The 15,353-nt window shown below is 38.9% G+C and carries 15 protein-coding genes; 10 read left to right on the forward strand and 5 right to left on the reverse strand.

Annotated features, from left to right (window positions below):
* Positions 1–112: 112 nt before the first annotated feature.
* The 3 genes from BrL25_RS11780 to BrL25_RS11790 all read left to right on the forward strand — a co-directional run bounded on the left by BrL25_RS11780 (position 113) and on the right by BrL25_RS11790 (position 4,482).
* On the forward strand, positions 113–2,641 hold the full coding sequence (locus BrL25_RS11780; protein ID WP_018671996.1) for a CoA-disulfide reductase: 2,529 nt from the start codon (positions 113–115) through the stop codon (positions 2,639–2,641).
* A 33-nt stretch (positions 2,642–2,674) separates the two neighbouring features.
* Complete coding sequence (locus BrL25_RS11785; protein ID WP_018671995.1) at positions 2,675–2,935, forward strand: metal-sensitive transcriptional regulator; 261 nt, start codon at positions 2,675–2,677, stop codon at positions 2,933–2,935.
* A 206-nt stretch (positions 2,936–3,141) separates the two neighbouring features.
* Positions 3,142–4,482, forward strand: coding sequence for a sodium-dependent transporter (locus BrL25_RS11790; protein WP_018671994.1), 1,341 nt, complete (start codon positions 3,142–3,144; stop codon positions 4,480–4,482).
* Positions 4,483–4,565: 83 nt separating this feature from the next.
* On the opposite strand, the gene BrL25_RS11795 is transcribed toward BrL25_RS11790, so the two are convergent.
* Positions 4,566–5,012, reverse strand: coding sequence for a Dps family protein (locus BrL25_RS11795; RefSeq protein ID WP_372486618.1), 447 nt, complete (start codon positions 5,010–5,012; stop codon positions 4,566–4,568).
* Between the two features lie 249 nt (positions 5,013–5,261).
* Between BrL25_RS11795 and BrL25_RS26250 the strand changes: the two genes are divergently transcribed.
* The 3 genes from BrL25_RS26250 (at position 5,262) to ptsG (ending at position 8,369) form a co-directional block, all read left to right on the forward strand.
* Positions 5,262–5,384, forward strand: coding sequence for a hypothetical protein (locus tag BrL25_RS26250; RefSeq protein ID WP_255193709.1), 123 nt, complete (start codon positions 5,262–5,264; stop codon positions 5,382–5,384).
* A gap of 283 nt (positions 5,385–5,667) precedes the next feature.
* Positions 5,668–6,021: a DUF1516 family protein gene (locus BrL25_RS11800; protein WP_018671991.1), complete on the forward strand. Its 354-nt coding sequence runs from the start codon at positions 5,668–5,670 to the stop codon at positions 6,019–6,021.
* Positions 6,022–6,341: 320 nt separating this feature from the next.
* Positions 6,342–8,369 carry a glucose-specific PTS transporter subunit IIBC gene (gene ptsG, locus BrL25_RS11805; protein ID WP_018671990.1) on the forward strand — a complete coding sequence of 676 codons (2,028 nt, stop codon included), beginning with the start codon at positions 6,342–6,344 and terminating at the stop codon, positions 8,367–8,369.
* 64 nt (positions 8,370–8,433) lie between these two features.
* On the opposite strand, the gene BrL25_RS11810 is transcribed toward ptsG, so the two are convergent.
* Together BrL25_RS11810 and BrL25_RS11815 are read right to left on the reverse strand one after the other, a co-directional pair.
* Entirely contained in the window at positions 8,434–9,861 is a 1,428-nt protein-coding gene (locus tag BrL25_RS11810; protein WP_018671989.1) for a sensor histidine kinase, read from the reverse strand.
* Positions 9,839–10,555 carry a response regulator transcription factor gene (locus BrL25_RS11815; RefSeq protein WP_018671988.1) on the reverse strand — a complete coding sequence of 239 codons (717 nt, stop codon included), beginning with the start codon at positions 10,553–10,555 and terminating at the stop codon, positions 9,839–9,841. Before BrL25_RS11815 ends, BrL25_RS11810 begins: the two co-directional genes overlap by 23 nt.
* Before the next feature lie 320 nt (positions 10,556–10,875).
* On the opposite strand from BrL25_RS11815, the gene BrL25_RS11820 reads away from it, so the two are divergent.
* Together BrL25_RS11820 and BrL25_RS11825 are read left to right on the forward strand one after the other, a co-directional pair.
* Positions 10,876–11,622, forward strand: coding sequence for a DUF1189 domain-containing protein (locus BrL25_RS11820; protein ID WP_018671987.1), 747 nt, complete (start codon positions 10,876–10,878; stop codon positions 11,620–11,622).
* 60 nt (positions 11,623–11,682) lie between these two features.
* The gene (locus tag BrL25_RS11825) at positions 11,683–12,369 is read left to right on the forward strand and encodes an MOSC domain-containing protein (RefSeq protein WP_018671986.1); all 687 of its coding nucleotides are present in this window, start codon (positions 11,683–11,685) and stop codon (positions 12,367–12,369) included.
* Between the two features lie 151 nt (positions 12,370–12,520).
* Here the strand turns inward: BrL25_RS11825 and yjcZ are convergent, their stop codons facing one another.
* Positions 12,521–12,616, reverse strand: a complete 96-nt coding sequence (yjcZ, locus tag BrL25_RS26525) for a sporulation protein YjcZ (RefSeq protein WP_081621613.1) — start codon at positions 12,614–12,616, stop codon at positions 12,521–12,523.
* 88 nt (positions 12,617–12,704) lie between these two features.
* Positions 12,705–12,926 (reverse strand): hypothetical protein, encoded by a 222-nt coding sequence (locus BrL25_RS11835; protein WP_018671985.1) that lies wholly within the window; start codon positions 12,924–12,926, stop codon positions 12,705–12,707.
* Positions 12,927–13,213: 287 nt separating this feature from the next.
* Between BrL25_RS11835 and BrL25_RS11840 the strand changes: the two genes are divergently transcribed.
* Positions 13,214–14,569 carry an Nramp family divalent metal transporter gene (locus tag BrL25_RS11840; RefSeq protein WP_018671984.1) on the forward strand — a complete coding sequence of 452 codons (1,356 nt, stop codon included), beginning with the start codon at positions 13,214–13,216 and terminating at the stop codon, positions 14,567–14,569.
* A 131-nt stretch (positions 14,570–14,700) separates the two neighbouring features.
* A complete protein-coding gene (locus BrL25_RS11845; protein WP_018671983.1) occupies positions 14,701–15,267 on the forward strand; it encodes a beta-class carbonic anhydrase in 567 nt (188 codons plus the stop codon).
* Positions 15,268–15,353: the final 86 nt, after the last annotated feature.

Genomic DNA, 15,353 nt, shown 5'->3' on the forward strand with positions numbered 1-15,353 from the left:
TTATAAGGATAGATTTGTTGAGATATTTTTTTATCTTCTTTAATACCCGTAGGGGTATGTTTGGTTTGATGTAAGAACTGGACATTCAATATACAAAAGGGGCAAACAACTTATGAAAAAGAAAATCATCATAGTAGGTGGAGTAGCAGGTGGAGCGACAGCGGCAGCGAGATTACGTCGGCTAAGTGAGCGACACGAACTGATAATGGTCGAACGCGGTGAATATATTTCTTACGCTAATTGTGGTCTTCCCTATTATATTGGCGGGGTCATCGAGCAACGGAGCAAGCTCTTTTTACAATCGGTAGAGGGGATGTCTCAGCGTTTTAACATGGATATTCGAATTAGAAGCGAAGTCACTCACATTAACCGAGAGCAGAAGACGGTTACGATCCACAATCTGCAATCGAAAGAGATATACGAAGAGAGTTACGATATTCTGATCCTGTCTCCTGGTGCGAAGCCGATTCGACCAGCTATTCCAGGTATTGATGAGGCAAAACAATTATTCACACTGCGCAGCGTACCAGATACAGATGCGATTAAAAGCTATGTAGATCAACAAAAGCCTACTCGCGCCGTTGTCATTGGCGGTGGATTTATTGGTGTAGAAATGGCAGAAAACCTATCTGAGCGTGGGCTTGATGTTACTCTAGTCGAGATGGGTAAGCAGGTTATGGCACCGCTTGATATAGAAATGGCTGCTGTGGTACACGAGCATATGCGGGCGAAGGGCATTACGCTACTGCTTCAGGATGGAGTAGAGGCTTTTAACGATCAAGGTAATATTGTTCGTCTCAGCAGTGGGCGCGAATTAGTGACAGACATGATCATTTTAGCTATTGGTGTACAGCCTGAGTCACAGCTAGCAAAGGAAGCAGGACTTTCCGTAGGAGTACGTGGAGCTATTCGTGTCAATAAGCATATGCAAACCGACGACCCAGCAATTTACGCTATTGGTGATGCAGTAGAGGTAACAGATTATATTAATAATCAAGCAACACATATACCGTTAGCATGGCCGGCCAATCGTCAAGGACGCTTAGTAGCAGATCATATTAATGGACGTAATGTTCAATATAACGGCACACTTGGTACGTCTATTGCCAAAGTGTTTGATCTTACTGTCGCCACAACAGGAAATAATGAAAAAACCCTATTACGAACTGGAATGGAATATACAGCAATCCATGTACATCCTGCTTCTCATGCTGGGTACTACCCTGGAGCAGCGCCTATTTGGATGAAGCTTCTGTTTGATAAAACCACAGGCAAAATCTATGGAGCGCAGGCGATTTCAGCAGATGGGGCTGACAAACGTATCGACGTGATTGCAACAGCGATTAAAGGAGGATTAACCATTCACGACCTTCCTGATCTGGAATTGGCTTATGCCCCTCCATATTCCTCTGCTAAAGATCCAGTTAATATGATAGGGTATGTAGCGAGCAATATTGCTGACGGCTTGGTTGATATTGTTCAGTGGCATGAGATCGATCAGATTGTGGCCAATGGTGGTTTACTGGTCGACGTACGTGAGCCAATTGAAAGAGAAGCAGGTTTTATCAAGGGTTCTATCAATATTCCTCTACCAGAGCTACGCAATCGACATGCTGAGCTACCAAAAGACCAAACAATCTATGTATCCTGCCAAGTGGGATTACGCGGATATTTAGCGGCACGTTTGCTTAGTGAATATGGTTATCAGGTGAAAAATGTAGATGGTGGCTATAAAACATATCGTATGGGCAAATCGACAGAAGAAGCGATCAATCCAAGAAAAGAGGATGTAACTCCAGTGATAGGAAGCCAATCCGGAAAACATTCATCAGACGAACAATCACAATCAAAGCGATCCAATTTATCATCTTCTACCATTGATAGCCCATCGATTACTATTGATGCATGCGGGTTACAATGTCCAGGTCCAATTATGCAAGTTTTCCAAGCTGTATCACGAGCCCAAGACGGACAGATAATTGAAGTAAAAGCCACAGACCCTGGATTTATGGCCGATATTGCTGCGTGGTGTAACAAAACAGGGAATACCCTTCTCTCCTCCGAATATAGCAATAAAGTAGCCCATGTTTTTATTCAAAAGGGTACAAACATGCCTACCTCAATCGCAGGATCTGCTATGCAACAAGCCAATGATGAAAAACAAATTGATAAAACGGGAGCTACTATGGTCGTTTTTAGTGGTGATTTAGATAAAGCGATGGCTTCGTTTATCATTGCTTCAGGAGCGGCTTCTATGGGTAAAAAGGTGACGATGTTCTTTACTTTCTGGGGGCTAAACATTTTACGTCGCGAACATGCGCCGGTAGTTGAGAAGGATACGCTGGAAAAGATGTTTGGAATGATGATGCCAAAAGGGGCAAATAAGCTAACATTATCGAAAATGAACATGGCAGGAATGGGTACGAAAATGATGCAGCATGTCATGGAAAAGAAAAATGTAGACTCCTTAGAGACACTAATGAAGAATGCTCAAGAAGTAGGAGTCAAATTGGTAGCCTGCGCCATGAGTATGGATATCATGGGGATTAAACAAGAAGAATTAATTGACGGAGTAGATGTAGCCGGTGTTGCTTCATATCTGAGCGATGCGCAAGAATCGGGACTTAATTTATTTATTTAATGAAAAAGACATTGGAGAAGAGAGGTGAAACGGATGGATTATAATGATTCTGTCAAAAATCGATTGAAGCGAATAGAGGGTCAGGTACGCGGTGTACTGAAGATGATGGAAGAAGATAAGGACTGTCGAGACGTGGTGACACAGCTTTCTGCCGTTCGTACCGCTGTAGATCGTGTAATTGGTCTAGTCGTCGCGAGTAATCTGGAGCATTGTATACGTGAAGAATTGGAAAAGGGAAATGATCCAGAACAGGTAATTAAAGAAGCTGTCGATATATTGGTTAAAAGTAGATAAATATCCTGCAAGTTATTATCTGATATAAACAACCCGGGGGTAAGCTTCGGGTTGTTTTATTTTTCTCGAGAACTCATGAAGGTAAGCAGTATCTGGATTCAATCTTTTCAAAAAAAGTGGAAACTATATTATTTTACAAATAAACATACCATTTGATGTGAAGTTTGTTATAATGTACGGAAATCAAATGCAGTGAGGAGAAAAACATGTCAAAAAGTGAACAGTGGACTTCAAAGTTAGGTTTTATTTTGGCTGCCGCAGGATCAGCAATAGGGCTAGGGGCGATTTGGAAGTTCCCTTATGTTGCTGGTACGAGTGGTGGAGGAGCTTTTTTCTTACTGTTTTTGTTATTTACGCTGTTGCTAGGTACTCCTTTATTACTAGGAGAGCTAATAGTTGGACGAAGCACGGGAAAAGATGCTGTTTCTGCTTATAAAGCGATCGCACCTAATACCCCATGGCACTGGGTGGGTAGATTAGGTATTGTTACTTGTTTTATCTTATTATCATTCTACAGTGTTGTAGGTGGCTGGATTCTTCTGTATTTCATTAAAAGCATCACAGGACAATTGATTGGCCAAGGTTTAGATTATAATCAATTATTTGGTCAAACCATTTCAGACTCATGGCTAGTGTTGTCTGTTCAATTTTTATTTATGATAATTACGATTTTGGTTGTGTCCCGAGGAGTTACTAATGGGATCGAAAAAGCTAATAAATATATGATGCCGGCACTCTTTCTGATTTTTCTCGCCCTTATTGTTCGTTCCGTTACGTTGCCGGGAGCTTGGGAAGGAATTACCTTCTTCCTACAACCAAATTTTAGCGAATTAACTTCTAAATCAATTTTGTATGCTTTGGGACAGGCTTTCTTCTCGTTAAGCGTAGGTGTATCGGTTATGGTGACCTTCAGCTCCTATTTGCCAAAGAATGAAAGCTTACCAAAATCTACAGTTTCCATTGTAATTTTGACCATTATCACCTCTCTGTTAGCCGGCTTGGCAATCTTTCCAGCTGTTTTCTCATTAGGAATGAAGCCTACGGAAGGACCTGGACTTTTATTCGTGGTCTTGCCAGCAGTGTTTGATCATATTCCGTTTGGAGCCTTTTTCTTGACCACCTTCTTGTTATTGTTCTTGTTTGCTACCTTAACCTCTGCATTCTCCATGCTAGAAATTAGTGTAGCAGCGATCACAAAGGGCAATCAGGCAAAACGTGCTTCCGCTGCTTGGAAGGTAGGCATTTTGATTTTCGTATTAGGAATTCCTTCTGCATTAGCATACGGAGTGTTAGGTGATATAACGATCTTTGGTAAAAGCTTCTTTGATGCAGCGGATTTCTTGGTAAGTAATATCTTAATGCCACTTGGAGCTTTACTTATTTCTATATTTGTAGCGTGGAAGATGAAGCGTGATATCTTACTAGCAGAAGTACAACAAGGCTCAACAGGTAAAGTAGTCTGGTTCAAAGCGTGGTACTGCTTACTCAAATATGTAGTACCTGTAGCTATTATTGTTGTATTTATTAGCTTGGTGTTCGGACTATAGACTATATTGTTAGAGAATTAATTATCAATGAAATAAAGCTCTCCAACATAGCTTGATAGCTAGATGGAGAGCTTCTTTTTATCTTATTTACCGAGATAAGCATTTAACATCCAAATATGTTTTTGCAGATCAGTAAGGGTACCAAGCAACATATCGCTAGTGCTTTCATCACCAACTTCTTGAGCGATATCCATACCTTTTTGACATTCATCTACTAGGATTTGGAAGTCGTTGATGATTGCTTGTACCATCTCCTCAGCAGATTCGTTACAGGAGGCCTCTTTAATGGTTGAAAGCGTTGCGTACTCTGTTAATGTTGCTGCTGGTTTACCACCAATAGCTAATACGCGCTCACCCAATTCATCAATTCTAGTTGTTGCTTCGTTAAACAATTCTTCAAATTTTTCATGTAAAGTGAAGAAATGGGGACCTTTAACAAACCAATGATAGTTATGCAATTTAACAAAGAGAACATTCCAGTTTGCTACTTGGCGATTAAGAACGTCGATTACTTTTTGATTGCTTACCATTACTTGTTGTGCCATAGAAGAACAACTCCCTTTTTATAATTTGTATTATTTTATATTAATTATAAATTAATAATAATACTAATTAATCTTAAAGTCCAGTCTTTTTTGTGAAAAGAATGTGAAGATCATGTATCAGAGGTTTCCTGTGCTTTCTAGTGCCAGCATACTTACAAACATGTAAGCTTCTTGTAATCCCATTCGATGGTGTGCCTTTCTTATTTTTCCTACAATAAGGACAAGAGCTAAGAAATGAACCTAACCACTGAGGAGATGACAGGAATGAGAATGGTGAAAAAATCAGTTGAAATCGTAATGGCGGTAGCGGAAGTTTTGATTAATGGGAAGCAAGTTGTTATAGAGCTCAATAAATAAGTAAAAAGTTTCGACAGGAATCATTCATGTAAATGATGTTCGTAGATGTACATTTGACCAAGACCTTCTCCTCACATAAGATGGTCTTTTTTTATGTTTTCATGCATGAAAGATAGGTAAATTACTGAGTGCCATAATGAATCATTATATACTTATATACAAGGGATGAATTTGTTCAAAAGTTATCATTTTAAAAACAGACATATGAATATCGAATGTTTGGAAAGGTAAGATTCCTATGATATGATTAGCTGGAAATGAAAAAAGCATAGGAGGTTACGAAATGAGATATGAAGCTATTTTGGCATCGCATGTAGGTGGCTGGGAAGCTGCACTTGTATTACTGATTCTTGCCTATGTATTTTACAGATTAGATAAAAACAAAATTGCGAAAATCCTACATATGATACTTCGACTCATGTATATCATAATCATCGTTTTCGGAGCTATGCTCTTGTTCAAATTTTATCTAAGCGACGTTCGACTCATCATAAAAGGCATTTTGGGCGTCTGTACCATCGGCTTGATGGAGATGGCACTAGTACGTGCAGGTAAACGCAAGCCTAGCTTTATTTTCTTTATCGGTTCATTAGTATTGCTAGTGATCGTAGTATTAATTGGTTACAGAGTTTTCTAGTTATAAGTAAGTGCATACTTGATGAAAAAGAGATGGCCCTTCACGTGAGAGGGGACATCTTTTTTTGCTTACATATAGTAATCTTGCATTAACTATTTGAACAAAATACATAATTGTTCTTATTTTTGTGACGTAGACATCTTGTATTTTATCTAAAACTCTTTTATGTTTTAAAATGACAAATTTTCTATTACGTAGGGCTTCAAAAAGATTCAAAGTATTATTTTTTGGTTCCTTACATAGTAGGTTTGTCCAATAGGCATACTTCAAATAACCAAGTCATCTATGTAAATGGGGTTTGAAGTAAAGGAGGTTCGTACATGTTCAAAAAGATCTTTGGGGTGTTGCAACAGGTAGGGAAAGCGCTTATGCTTCCAGTTGCCATCCTACCAGCTGCAGGGATTCTCCTAGCATTCGGTAATGCTTTGCAAAATCCGGCTTTGCTGGAGCAATTACCATTTTTGTCAGGACCAGCGATCCAATTAGTCGCAAAAGTAATGGAAGAAGCTGGTTCCATCATTTTTGGAAACCTAGCGCTCTTATTTGCGGTAGGGGTAGCCATTGGATTAGCAGGTGGTGAAGGGGTAGCTGGACTAGCTGCAATCATTGGCTTCTTAATTATGAATCAGGTTATGGGTGTCTTCCTTGGTGTTACGGCTGAAATGGCACAGACTGATAAAGCCTATGCGATGGTGCTTGGGATTCCTACCTTACAAACAGGCGTGTTCGGTGGGATTATTATGGGTGTTATTGCAGCTAATCTGTATCGAAAATTTTATAACATAGAATTACCGCCATTCTTAGGTTTCTTTGCGGGAAAACGCTTTGTACCGATTGTTACAGCAGTTGCTGCTTTACTAACAGGTCTTGTACTCATCTTTATTTGGCCACCAATTCAATCAGCTCTTAATGCATTCTCACATGTCATGTTGGAGTCTAATCCAACCTTGGCTGCATTTGTTTTTGGTCTTATTGAACGTTCTCTTATTCCGTTTGGTTTACATCATATCTTCTACTCACCATTCTGGTTTGAGTTTGGGGAGTACGTAAGCAAGGCTGGACAACTTGTTCGCGGGGATCAAGCGATCTTTTTTGCCCAAGTGAAGGACAATGTAGAGTTAACAGCCGGAACATTTATGACAGGAAAGTATCCGTTTATGATGTTCGGATTGCCAGCAGCGGCTTTGGCGATTTATCATACAGCTCGTCCTGAAAATAAGAAGATGGTAGCCGGGATTATGGGATCGGCTGCGCTTACAGCCTTTTTGACAGGGATTACAGAGCCGATCGAATTCTCGTTTTTATTCGTAGCACCAGTATTGTTTGCTATCCATGCTGTCTTTGCAGGGCTTTCTTTCATGGTCATGCAAATCTTGAATGTAAAAATAGGAATGACCTTCTCTGGAGGGGTTATTGACTACTTGCTGTTTGGGGTGTTACCGAACAAAACACAGTGGTGGTTAGTGATTCCAGTAGGTTTGGTACTAGCTGTCATCTATTATTTCGGGTTCCGTTTTGCCATTCAAAAGTGGAATCTAAAAACACCTGGTCGACAAGATGAGGAAGAGGCTCAAACCGGTACTAGCCAATCTTCTGGACTAGCAGCAGATGTATTGGAAGCGTTGGGTGGTAGCGCTAATATTAGTAATCTAGATGCATGCATTACTCGTTTACGGGTATCTGTTAACGATAGTAAAAACGTAAATAAGGAACAATTAAAAAGGCTGGGAGCAGCAGGTGTTCTAGAGATTGGTAATAATATCCAGGCGATCTTTGGACCAAAATCCGATCAATTGAAGGAACAGATCAAGGATGTAATGGCGGGGCGCACGCCGGTTGAGAAACCTGCAAGTAAGCCGGCTCCACAAAGTGTCTCTGAGCAGACAAGCTCTTCTACGGTTTTTGTCTCACCACTAGAAGGTAAGATGCTAGAGCTAAAGGACGTTCCAGATCAGGTTTTCTCACAGAAGATGATGGGTGATGGTTTTGCTATTGAACCAACTAATGGAGAGGTTGTCTCTCCTGTGGATGGAACAATTGTTACCTTCTTCCCGACTAAGCATGCGATTGGAATCGCTGCAAATGATGGACGTGAGATTCTGATTCACTTTGGAATTGATACGGTTAAACTAGAGGGTGAGGGCTTTGAAGCTCTAGCTCAAGAAGGAGATAAAGTTACAGCAGGACAGCCATTGCTACGTGTTCAATTAGCGGATGTAGTGGAAAAAGTACCTTCTGTGATTACGCCAATCATCTTTACCAATTTGCAAGAAGGAGAGCAGGTTATTGTTAAACCTGGTGCTCTGGTAAAACGTGGCGAGGAAAATATCATTTCCATCGAAAAATAACGACTACCCTTAGTAAAAAAATCGGCAGAGCATCTATCACTCTGCCGATCTTTGTTTATATACATTAGTTAAATGGCTTAGGTAAACGGATGACAAAAACCGTAGCTTCAGTATCAGTGGAGGTAAGCTTAATTGTACCCCCATGTTTGGTCACTATCCGTTTAGCAATCGATAAACCAAGACCTGTTCCACCTTCACTTGCTCGGGAGGAATCAGCTCGAACAAATGGTTCAAAAATATTTTCCTTGATATCGTCCGAAATTCCGATTCCATTATCCGCAATAGTAATGACTACATAATATTTTTCCTCTGATAACGATATACGCATGTTTGTTCCAGCGGGGTTGTACTTAATCGCATTCACTAATAAATTACTTAATACACGCGTTAATTGAATCCGATCAAAATACAGATAGATTTCTCGTTCTGGTATATCTAATTGTAAATGAAATTGTTTATCCAGCATTTCTGTATAATGCAAGACAACCATATCACGGACAAACTCTGTAATCTCTTCAAGACGTAAATGTAATCGGTAATCAGGGGCGTCTAATTTAAGGAGTTCAAACAGATTATTAATGAGGTGATTTACCCGAATTGATTTCTGATAGATATATTCTAAATATCGCTGTTTTCGCTCCTCATCCGTGGCCATTCCTTCCTTTAAGGCTTTAGCATATCCTTGAATGCTGGTGATCGGTGTTTTTAAATCATGGGAGATATCCATTAACATACGCTGTTTGCCTTTTTCCAAAATTTCATTCTCACGGCGTGTCTCTTCTAATACATCTGCCATATAGTTAAATGTATCACGAATTTGTACGAATTCATGCTCAGCCTTTAGGTAAATACGGGTACTATAGTCACCATCTGTCATCTTTTTCAGCGCATCTAAAATAATAATCAGCGGAGCTTTAATGCGGCGAGCAGTCCAGTAAATATATAACACAATAAAAATCAGCATGATGAAACCAAACATACCTAAATAGGTCATAAAGCTTTTCGCAAGTGGATCGAAAATATCTATTTGTTTAAGGTCCTTAGACACAAGAATATTATTTCTGGGTATTTTTAATAATAAATACGGTGTTTTTGGATCAAGAGTATTCTGGTACATAGAGTAGTAATAGGGCTGTTGCTCATGATTTTGCAAGAGTTCGAATAACTGATTCTCTGAATAGGACTTATTATCATCTAATTTCTTACCATAGACCTGAACCAGTTGTTTATTGGAATCAAGATGTTCTAACCAGCCTCCAATACTTTCTAAATGAGGAAGTAGCTCTTTACGTTGATCTTTTTGTTTGTAATTCGAAGCTTCAATTTTTACATCAACAATATCCATGCTTTCGATATGATTGAAAGCAACGTTGAGAAGATAGAGGGCAAGTCCAATTAGAACAACCAAAAGAAAAAAATTAAAAACAAAATAATCAAGGATGAGAGAGGTATAGAGGCTACGCGATTTTTTAGGCTTCAACCATTTTTTCAAATTTATACCCCAATCCTCGAATGGTTTTAATATAAGTTGGTTGTTTTGGATCATCCTCGATTTTTTCACGTAACTTGCTAATGTGCACCATGATGGTATTATCATCATTGGCATAAAAATCGCCCCATACAGCTTCGTATATTTTCTTTTTTGTAAAAACTTGACCGGCATTAACCATTAAGAGTTCTAGTATTTTGTATTCAATAGAAGTTAGTGAAATAGCTTCCTCATTTCGGTAGACGAGGCAGCTTGCTTTATCTAGGGTCATCTCTCCAATTTTAATAAGCTGATCCTCAGGATTAACAGGAACTTCCACGGTAGGAGTAAATTCATGAACACGGCGAAGAAGAGCTTGAATCCGTGCAATAACCTCAAGAGGATTAAACGGTTTCGTGATATAGTCATCTGCCCCTAGACCTAAACCTAGGATCACATCATGATCTTGGGTACGTGCTGACAAAAACATGATGGGAATATTATAGGTTTGCCTGATCTCCTTAATAAGCTGAAAGCCATCTTTCCCTGGCATCATAATATCAAGGATGGCCAAATCCACTTTCCTTTGAGCCAAGATAGGCAAAACGCTATCTCCATTATGAACTTCTATGACATGAAAATCTTCCTTCTCCAGATAGAGCGTTAAAAGTTCAACGATCTCCCTCTCATCATCGGCGATTAATATGGTATATGACACGATTTCTCCTCCGTTCTTTTCCTAAGCAAAACGTTATATTTAGAGTAACACGTACAAAAGACTTAAATGTTACATTTTAACCAAAAAAATTAAACATGTGATATTATCTAATTCTAATATTTACATGTAGTGGGAAAATGATTACTTTTCTTTGTGCATAAGGCTAATGATAATTTTAAGATAACTTTTAGATTGTGATAAGGAGAGCCAAAGGTTTTCTCACTATAATATAAGTAACTAAACCTATTTCTTTTTCAAGAAATAAGCAGATGGATATGATACAGGTAACAATCTAACTGCTACAAAAGGGAGGCTATATTTTGTTTGATGCATTAAAAGTTAGTTTGTTAAAACCGAAAGACTTAGGTCAGCTTGTAAATAAGAAAGCTGGGGTTGTGTTCGGATTTATCCTATTTCTTGCCTTACTTCTTAGCGTGTTTGGTTTTTCTAGTTTCTATCTTACAACAAACATGTTTTTAAAAGAGGCACAGGCTGTCCTAAACAGCGCGCCAGATTTTACTTTTAAAAATGATGTTCTAAACATGCAGACTGACCAGCCGATTTATTCTCCTAACAAAATGTTTATCTTCGACCCTAACAATCAAGTGAAAGCAGAGAATTATCCCAAAAGTTCATATGTCGTGATTTTTGGAAAAGCAAAGGCGATATTTATCGAAAATGGGGTTTTTGTACGAGAAGTAAATTATGTTGATTCTGGTTTACATGACATAAGTAAACAAGAATTTACTGGACTAGTTGATTGGCTGGTAACCAAAGAAACAATTATATGGGCCACTATATTTGCATGTATTTTTGTTTACATGATCTTTAGCACCACCTTTACCGCTTTTGTTCTTGGTATTTTTGGATATATTATCAGTAACATTCAGAAAAAGGAATTAACATTTGGTCAGGCGTTTTGTTTAGCTGTCTTCAGTTTGACAGTGCCCTTCTTTATCAAAGGAATTCTGGTGTTAGCAGCATGGCCTATTCCTATTGGACCGATTACTTGGGGGTTAGCTGCTGTGTACATTGTCATGGCTGTTCGAAACATAAAAACAAGCTGATTTAGGCTGGCATACCTTGTATAATGGCTAATAGTAGATAGCCAAGGAGGAAAAACAACCATGTCGCAGGTACTAGTCAGAATTCTTTCTGTAAATGTAGGACAACCTCAAGTTCTTTCTTATAAAGAAAAAGAGGTAGTAACAAGCATATGTAAAGAACCAGTAACAGGACCTCTCTATCTTTCAAAAACCCAATTGCAAGGTGATGCTCAAGCGGATTTGAAGTATCATGGTGGGGTAGATAAAGCGGTATGCGTTTATGCATCCGAGCACTATCCCTATTGGGAAAAGACTCTAGGTAGGTCGCTGCCAGTTTCCGCCTTTGGAGAGAATTTAACAATAGAAGGATTGCTAGAGGATGAAGTTTGTATCGGGGATATTTACCAGATTGGTGGTGCTGTAGTACAAGTTACCCAGCCAAGACAGCCGTGTCATAAATTAGCAAAACGCTATGATGTAATTGATCTGGCGGTACAAGTACAGAATACAGGCTATACGGGTTTTTATCTGCGGGTTTTACAAGAAGGAGAAATTTCACAGGAAGACATAATGACATTGGTTGAAAAAGATCCTCATGGTGTAACGATTGCATTTGCCAATCAAATTATGCATCACGATAAAAAAAACAAGCAAGCAATAAAGCGAATTTTAATGGTAGAAGCATTATCAGCTAGTTGGCGTCAAAGCTTTACGAAACGATTAGGCGACGAGGAAATAGACACAAACCTACGACTACAAGGCTCTTAATCCATATAACAAAAAAATCCAGGGCGAGTATGCCCTGGATTTTTTTGTTATACATAAATAAACATGCTTGATCATTTTCCTAACAAATCATACTAGACTTTGCTGTGTGCCTACGATCAGCAAAGTTTATACTTCTGCAAAACTACGTTACTTAATTATTGCAGCAACAGCAAGCGATAATTACCAATAGAATGAATAGAACCAAGATGATTTCGAAGTTGTTGCGTGATCCACTGAAAATACTCATGGTCTAATCCCTCCCAATAAGATGTACTTTATCCTATGTTTCCATAAATAAAGTGCTTGGGTAGGGGCCTCACTGCTGAAAAAATGGACTATTCTTGATAGTGGTGTCCTTCATTATTGTTTAACCAAATGATAAATAGGAGGAAATAAAAGGGAACGCCAGATGTGTTATAGACAAAGAAGATATTCATAATATCTTGGGATGATACGCTTCCGCTGGAATAAGTCACAAATCCAATTGTAAGAACGGCCAACGTATTTATAATGAGAGCCAATAGTAGAAATAGTCCGGCGATTTTCTTTCTATTCATTGTTATACTCCCCTTCTTTCTATACCAAAGTAGTTATAAAGAATTTATTCCCATTTAGTATAGCCCATTTATGTTAGGGAAACAACAAACAGAAACCCCTTTTTGTGAATAGGATGAAGGAGTGGGCTATTTACATTTTAAATGAGGTGTTTATAATAATTATTACAAAGTTTCCTTAGTGCAAAAAACGGTCGTCAAGGAACAGGCATACCCGAGAATATTCATTGTAAAGCAGAACAAAAACCATATGTAAATAAAGGAAGTAAGCGGGGAAGGAGTGATCTCAAATGGCTGATCAACAACAAACAGTAGTGTCGGAGCAAGAAAAAGGATGGAGAAGAGGGATTACCCAGCCTTCCTTGCAAGAAGTACACAGTTCCATGCGTGTACCCAGGAACGCGTCCAAATTTCGCAAATTTTTAGCTTTTGCAGGACCAGGTTATCTGGTTGCTGTTGGATATATGGATCCTGGAAACTGGGCGACTGACTTGGCGGGAGGCTCCCAGTTTGGGTATACGCTTTTGTCAGTGATTCTTCTTTCCAATATAATGGCAATGTTTTTACAAGCCCTAGCAGGTAAGCTGGGAATTGTAACAGGTCGGGATTTAGCTCAGGCTTGCCGTGATCATTATTCCAAGCCAGTAGCAATGAGCTTATGGGTTTTGTGCGAGATAGCAATTGCCGCATGTGATTTAGCAGAGGTAATTGGGTCGGCAATTGCATTAAATCTGCTATTTGGTATCCCTTTAATTTATGGGGTTTTGATTACAGCTATAGATGTATTGTTAGTATTGTTTTTACAAAATAAAGGATTCCGTTATATAGAAGCCATTGTTATAGCGTTAATAGGTACCATTGGGGTGTGTTTCGGAGTTGAAATACTATTGGCTCAGCCTCAAATCAGTGACATCATGCAAGGATTTATCCCACGTGCTGAAGTAGTAACAAACCCTGCGATGCTCTATATCGCTATCGGTATCATTGGTGCAACTGTCATGCCCCATAATCTGTATTTACACTCCTCTATTGTCCAAACTCGTGATTTCGAACGGACACAGAGTGGCAAGCGGGAAGCGATTAAATATGCTCGTTTGGATTCTACGATTGCTTTATTCTTCGCCTTGTTTATTAATGCATCTATCTTGATTTTGTCAGCTTCGACGTTTCATCAGGCTGGTATGACAGATATAGCAGAGATTGGAGATGCGTATTATTTGCTGGCTCCTGTGCTTGGAACGACAGCAGCAAGTATCTTTTTTGGGGTAGCCTTACTAGCATCTGGCCAAAATTCTACTTTAACTGGTACATTAGCTGGTCAGATTGTTATGGAGGGTTTTATTAATTTCCGTATTACACCGTGGTTGCGTCGTTTGATTACTCGTCTGATTGCGATTGTTCCGACGGTGATTGTTACTGCGCTATACGGAGAAAAGGGAACCACAGAATTACTCATATTAAGTCAAGTCATTTTGTCTATTCAACTACCCTTTGCGATTGTTCCTCTTGTGCAGTTTACCAGTAGCAAGACCAAAATGGGCGAGTTTGTTAATAAGAAGTGGGTTACTGCAATTGCGTGGCTGATCAGTGGTGTCATTATTACGTTAAATGTGTTTTTGATCTATCAAACATTTACACAGTTGTAGTTATTTTGTCTACAAAAAGGGATTGAACAGATAAATCACGAAAATAATAAGGTACAAAAAAACCTACCAATACGTTCAGTATCTAAGAAAATGGGCAGGCCAAATTGAGAGAAAAGTCGAGGTGAAGAAGCGTGGGAAAACTTGAAGAGATTTTAGAGTACAATAAACAGTTCGTAGAAAATCAGAGATATACGGAGTTCACAACAACCAAGTTTCCTGATAAACGGTTGGTTGTCATTTCATGTATGGACACAAGACTGGTCGAACTTCTTCCTCACGCAATGAACGTCAAAAATGGAGATGTCAAGATTATTAAGACAGCAGGAGCTATTGTCTCTCATCCGTTTGGGGCGGTTATGAGAAGTATCTTAGTGGCTATCTATGAGTTACAAGCAGAAGAGGTCATGGTGGTAGGACATTATGATTGCGGAATGAGTGCGATTAATCCTACACATTTTTTAGATAAGGTGCGAGAACGAGGGGTTTCAGCAGATTCTTTACATCTATTAAAAAATGCTGGAATTAATTTAGAAAAATGGTTGCGAGGTTTTGATAATGTGACTGATGCTGTAAAAGAGAGTGTCGATATGATTCTTAACCATCCGTTACTGCCTCCTTCGGTACCAATCCATGGATTAATCATTGACCCAAGTACAGGTAAACTAGATGTAGTTATAAATGGATATGAAAAGAAATAAAATGAATAAAAGAGTCATTACGCATATTTTACGTGATGACTCTTTTATTTGCGTTAATAGAGTTAATAATGTTTAATTTTATTTTA

The sequence above is a fragment of the Brevibacillus laterosporus DSM 25 genome, from assembly GCF_002706795.1.
In the GTDB taxonomy this organism is placed as follows: domain Bacteria; phylum Bacillota; class Bacilli; order Brevibacillales; family Brevibacillaceae; genus Brevibacillus_B; species Brevibacillus_B laterosporus.

Excerpts from the sequence above, each read along its gene's own strand:
- BrL25_RS11780 (WP_018671996.1), top strand. The coding sequence starts at position 113 with ATGAAAAAGAAAATCATCATAGTAGGTGGAGTAGCAGGTGGAGCGACA.
- BrL25_RS11785 (WP_018671995.1), top strand. The coding sequence starts at position 2,675 with ATGGATTATAATGATTCTGTCAAAAATCGATTGAAGCGAATAGAGGGT.
- BrL25_RS11790 (WP_018671994.1), top strand. The coding sequence starts at position 3,142 with ATGTCAAAAAGTGAACAGTGGACTTCAAAGTTAGGTTTTATTTTGGCT.
- BrL25_RS11795 (WP_372486618.1), bottom strand. The coding sequence starts at position 5,012 with ATGGTAAGCAATCAAAAAGTAATCGACGTTCTTAATCGCCAAGTAGCA.
- BrL25_RS26250 (WP_255193709.1), top strand. The coding sequence starts at position 5,262 with ATGAACCTAACCACTGAGGAGATGACAGGAATGAGAATGGTGAAAAAA.
- BrL25_RS11800 (WP_018671991.1), top strand. The coding sequence starts at position 5,668 with ATGAGATATGAAGCTATTTTGGCATCGCATGTAGGTGGCTGGGAAGCT.
- ptsG (WP_018671990.1), top strand. The coding sequence starts at position 6,342 with ATGTTCAAAAAGATCTTTGGGGTGTTGCAACAGGTAGGGAAAGCGCTT.
- BrL25_RS11825 (WP_018671986.1), top strand. The coding sequence starts at position 11,683 with ATGTCGCAGGTACTAGTCAGAATTCTTTCTGTAAATGTAGGACAACCT.
- yjcZ (WP_081621613.1), bottom strand. The coding sequence starts at position 12,616 with ATGAGTATTTTCAGTGGATCACGCAACAACTTCGAAATCATCTTGGTT.
- BrL25_RS11835 (WP_018671985.1), bottom strand. The coding sequence starts at position 12,926 with ATGAATAGAAAGAAAATCGCCGGACTATTTCTACTATTGGCTCTCATT.
- BrL25_RS11840 (WP_018671984.1), top strand. The coding sequence starts at position 13,214 with ATGGCTGATCAACAACAAACAGTAGTGTCGGAGCAAGAAAAAGGATGG.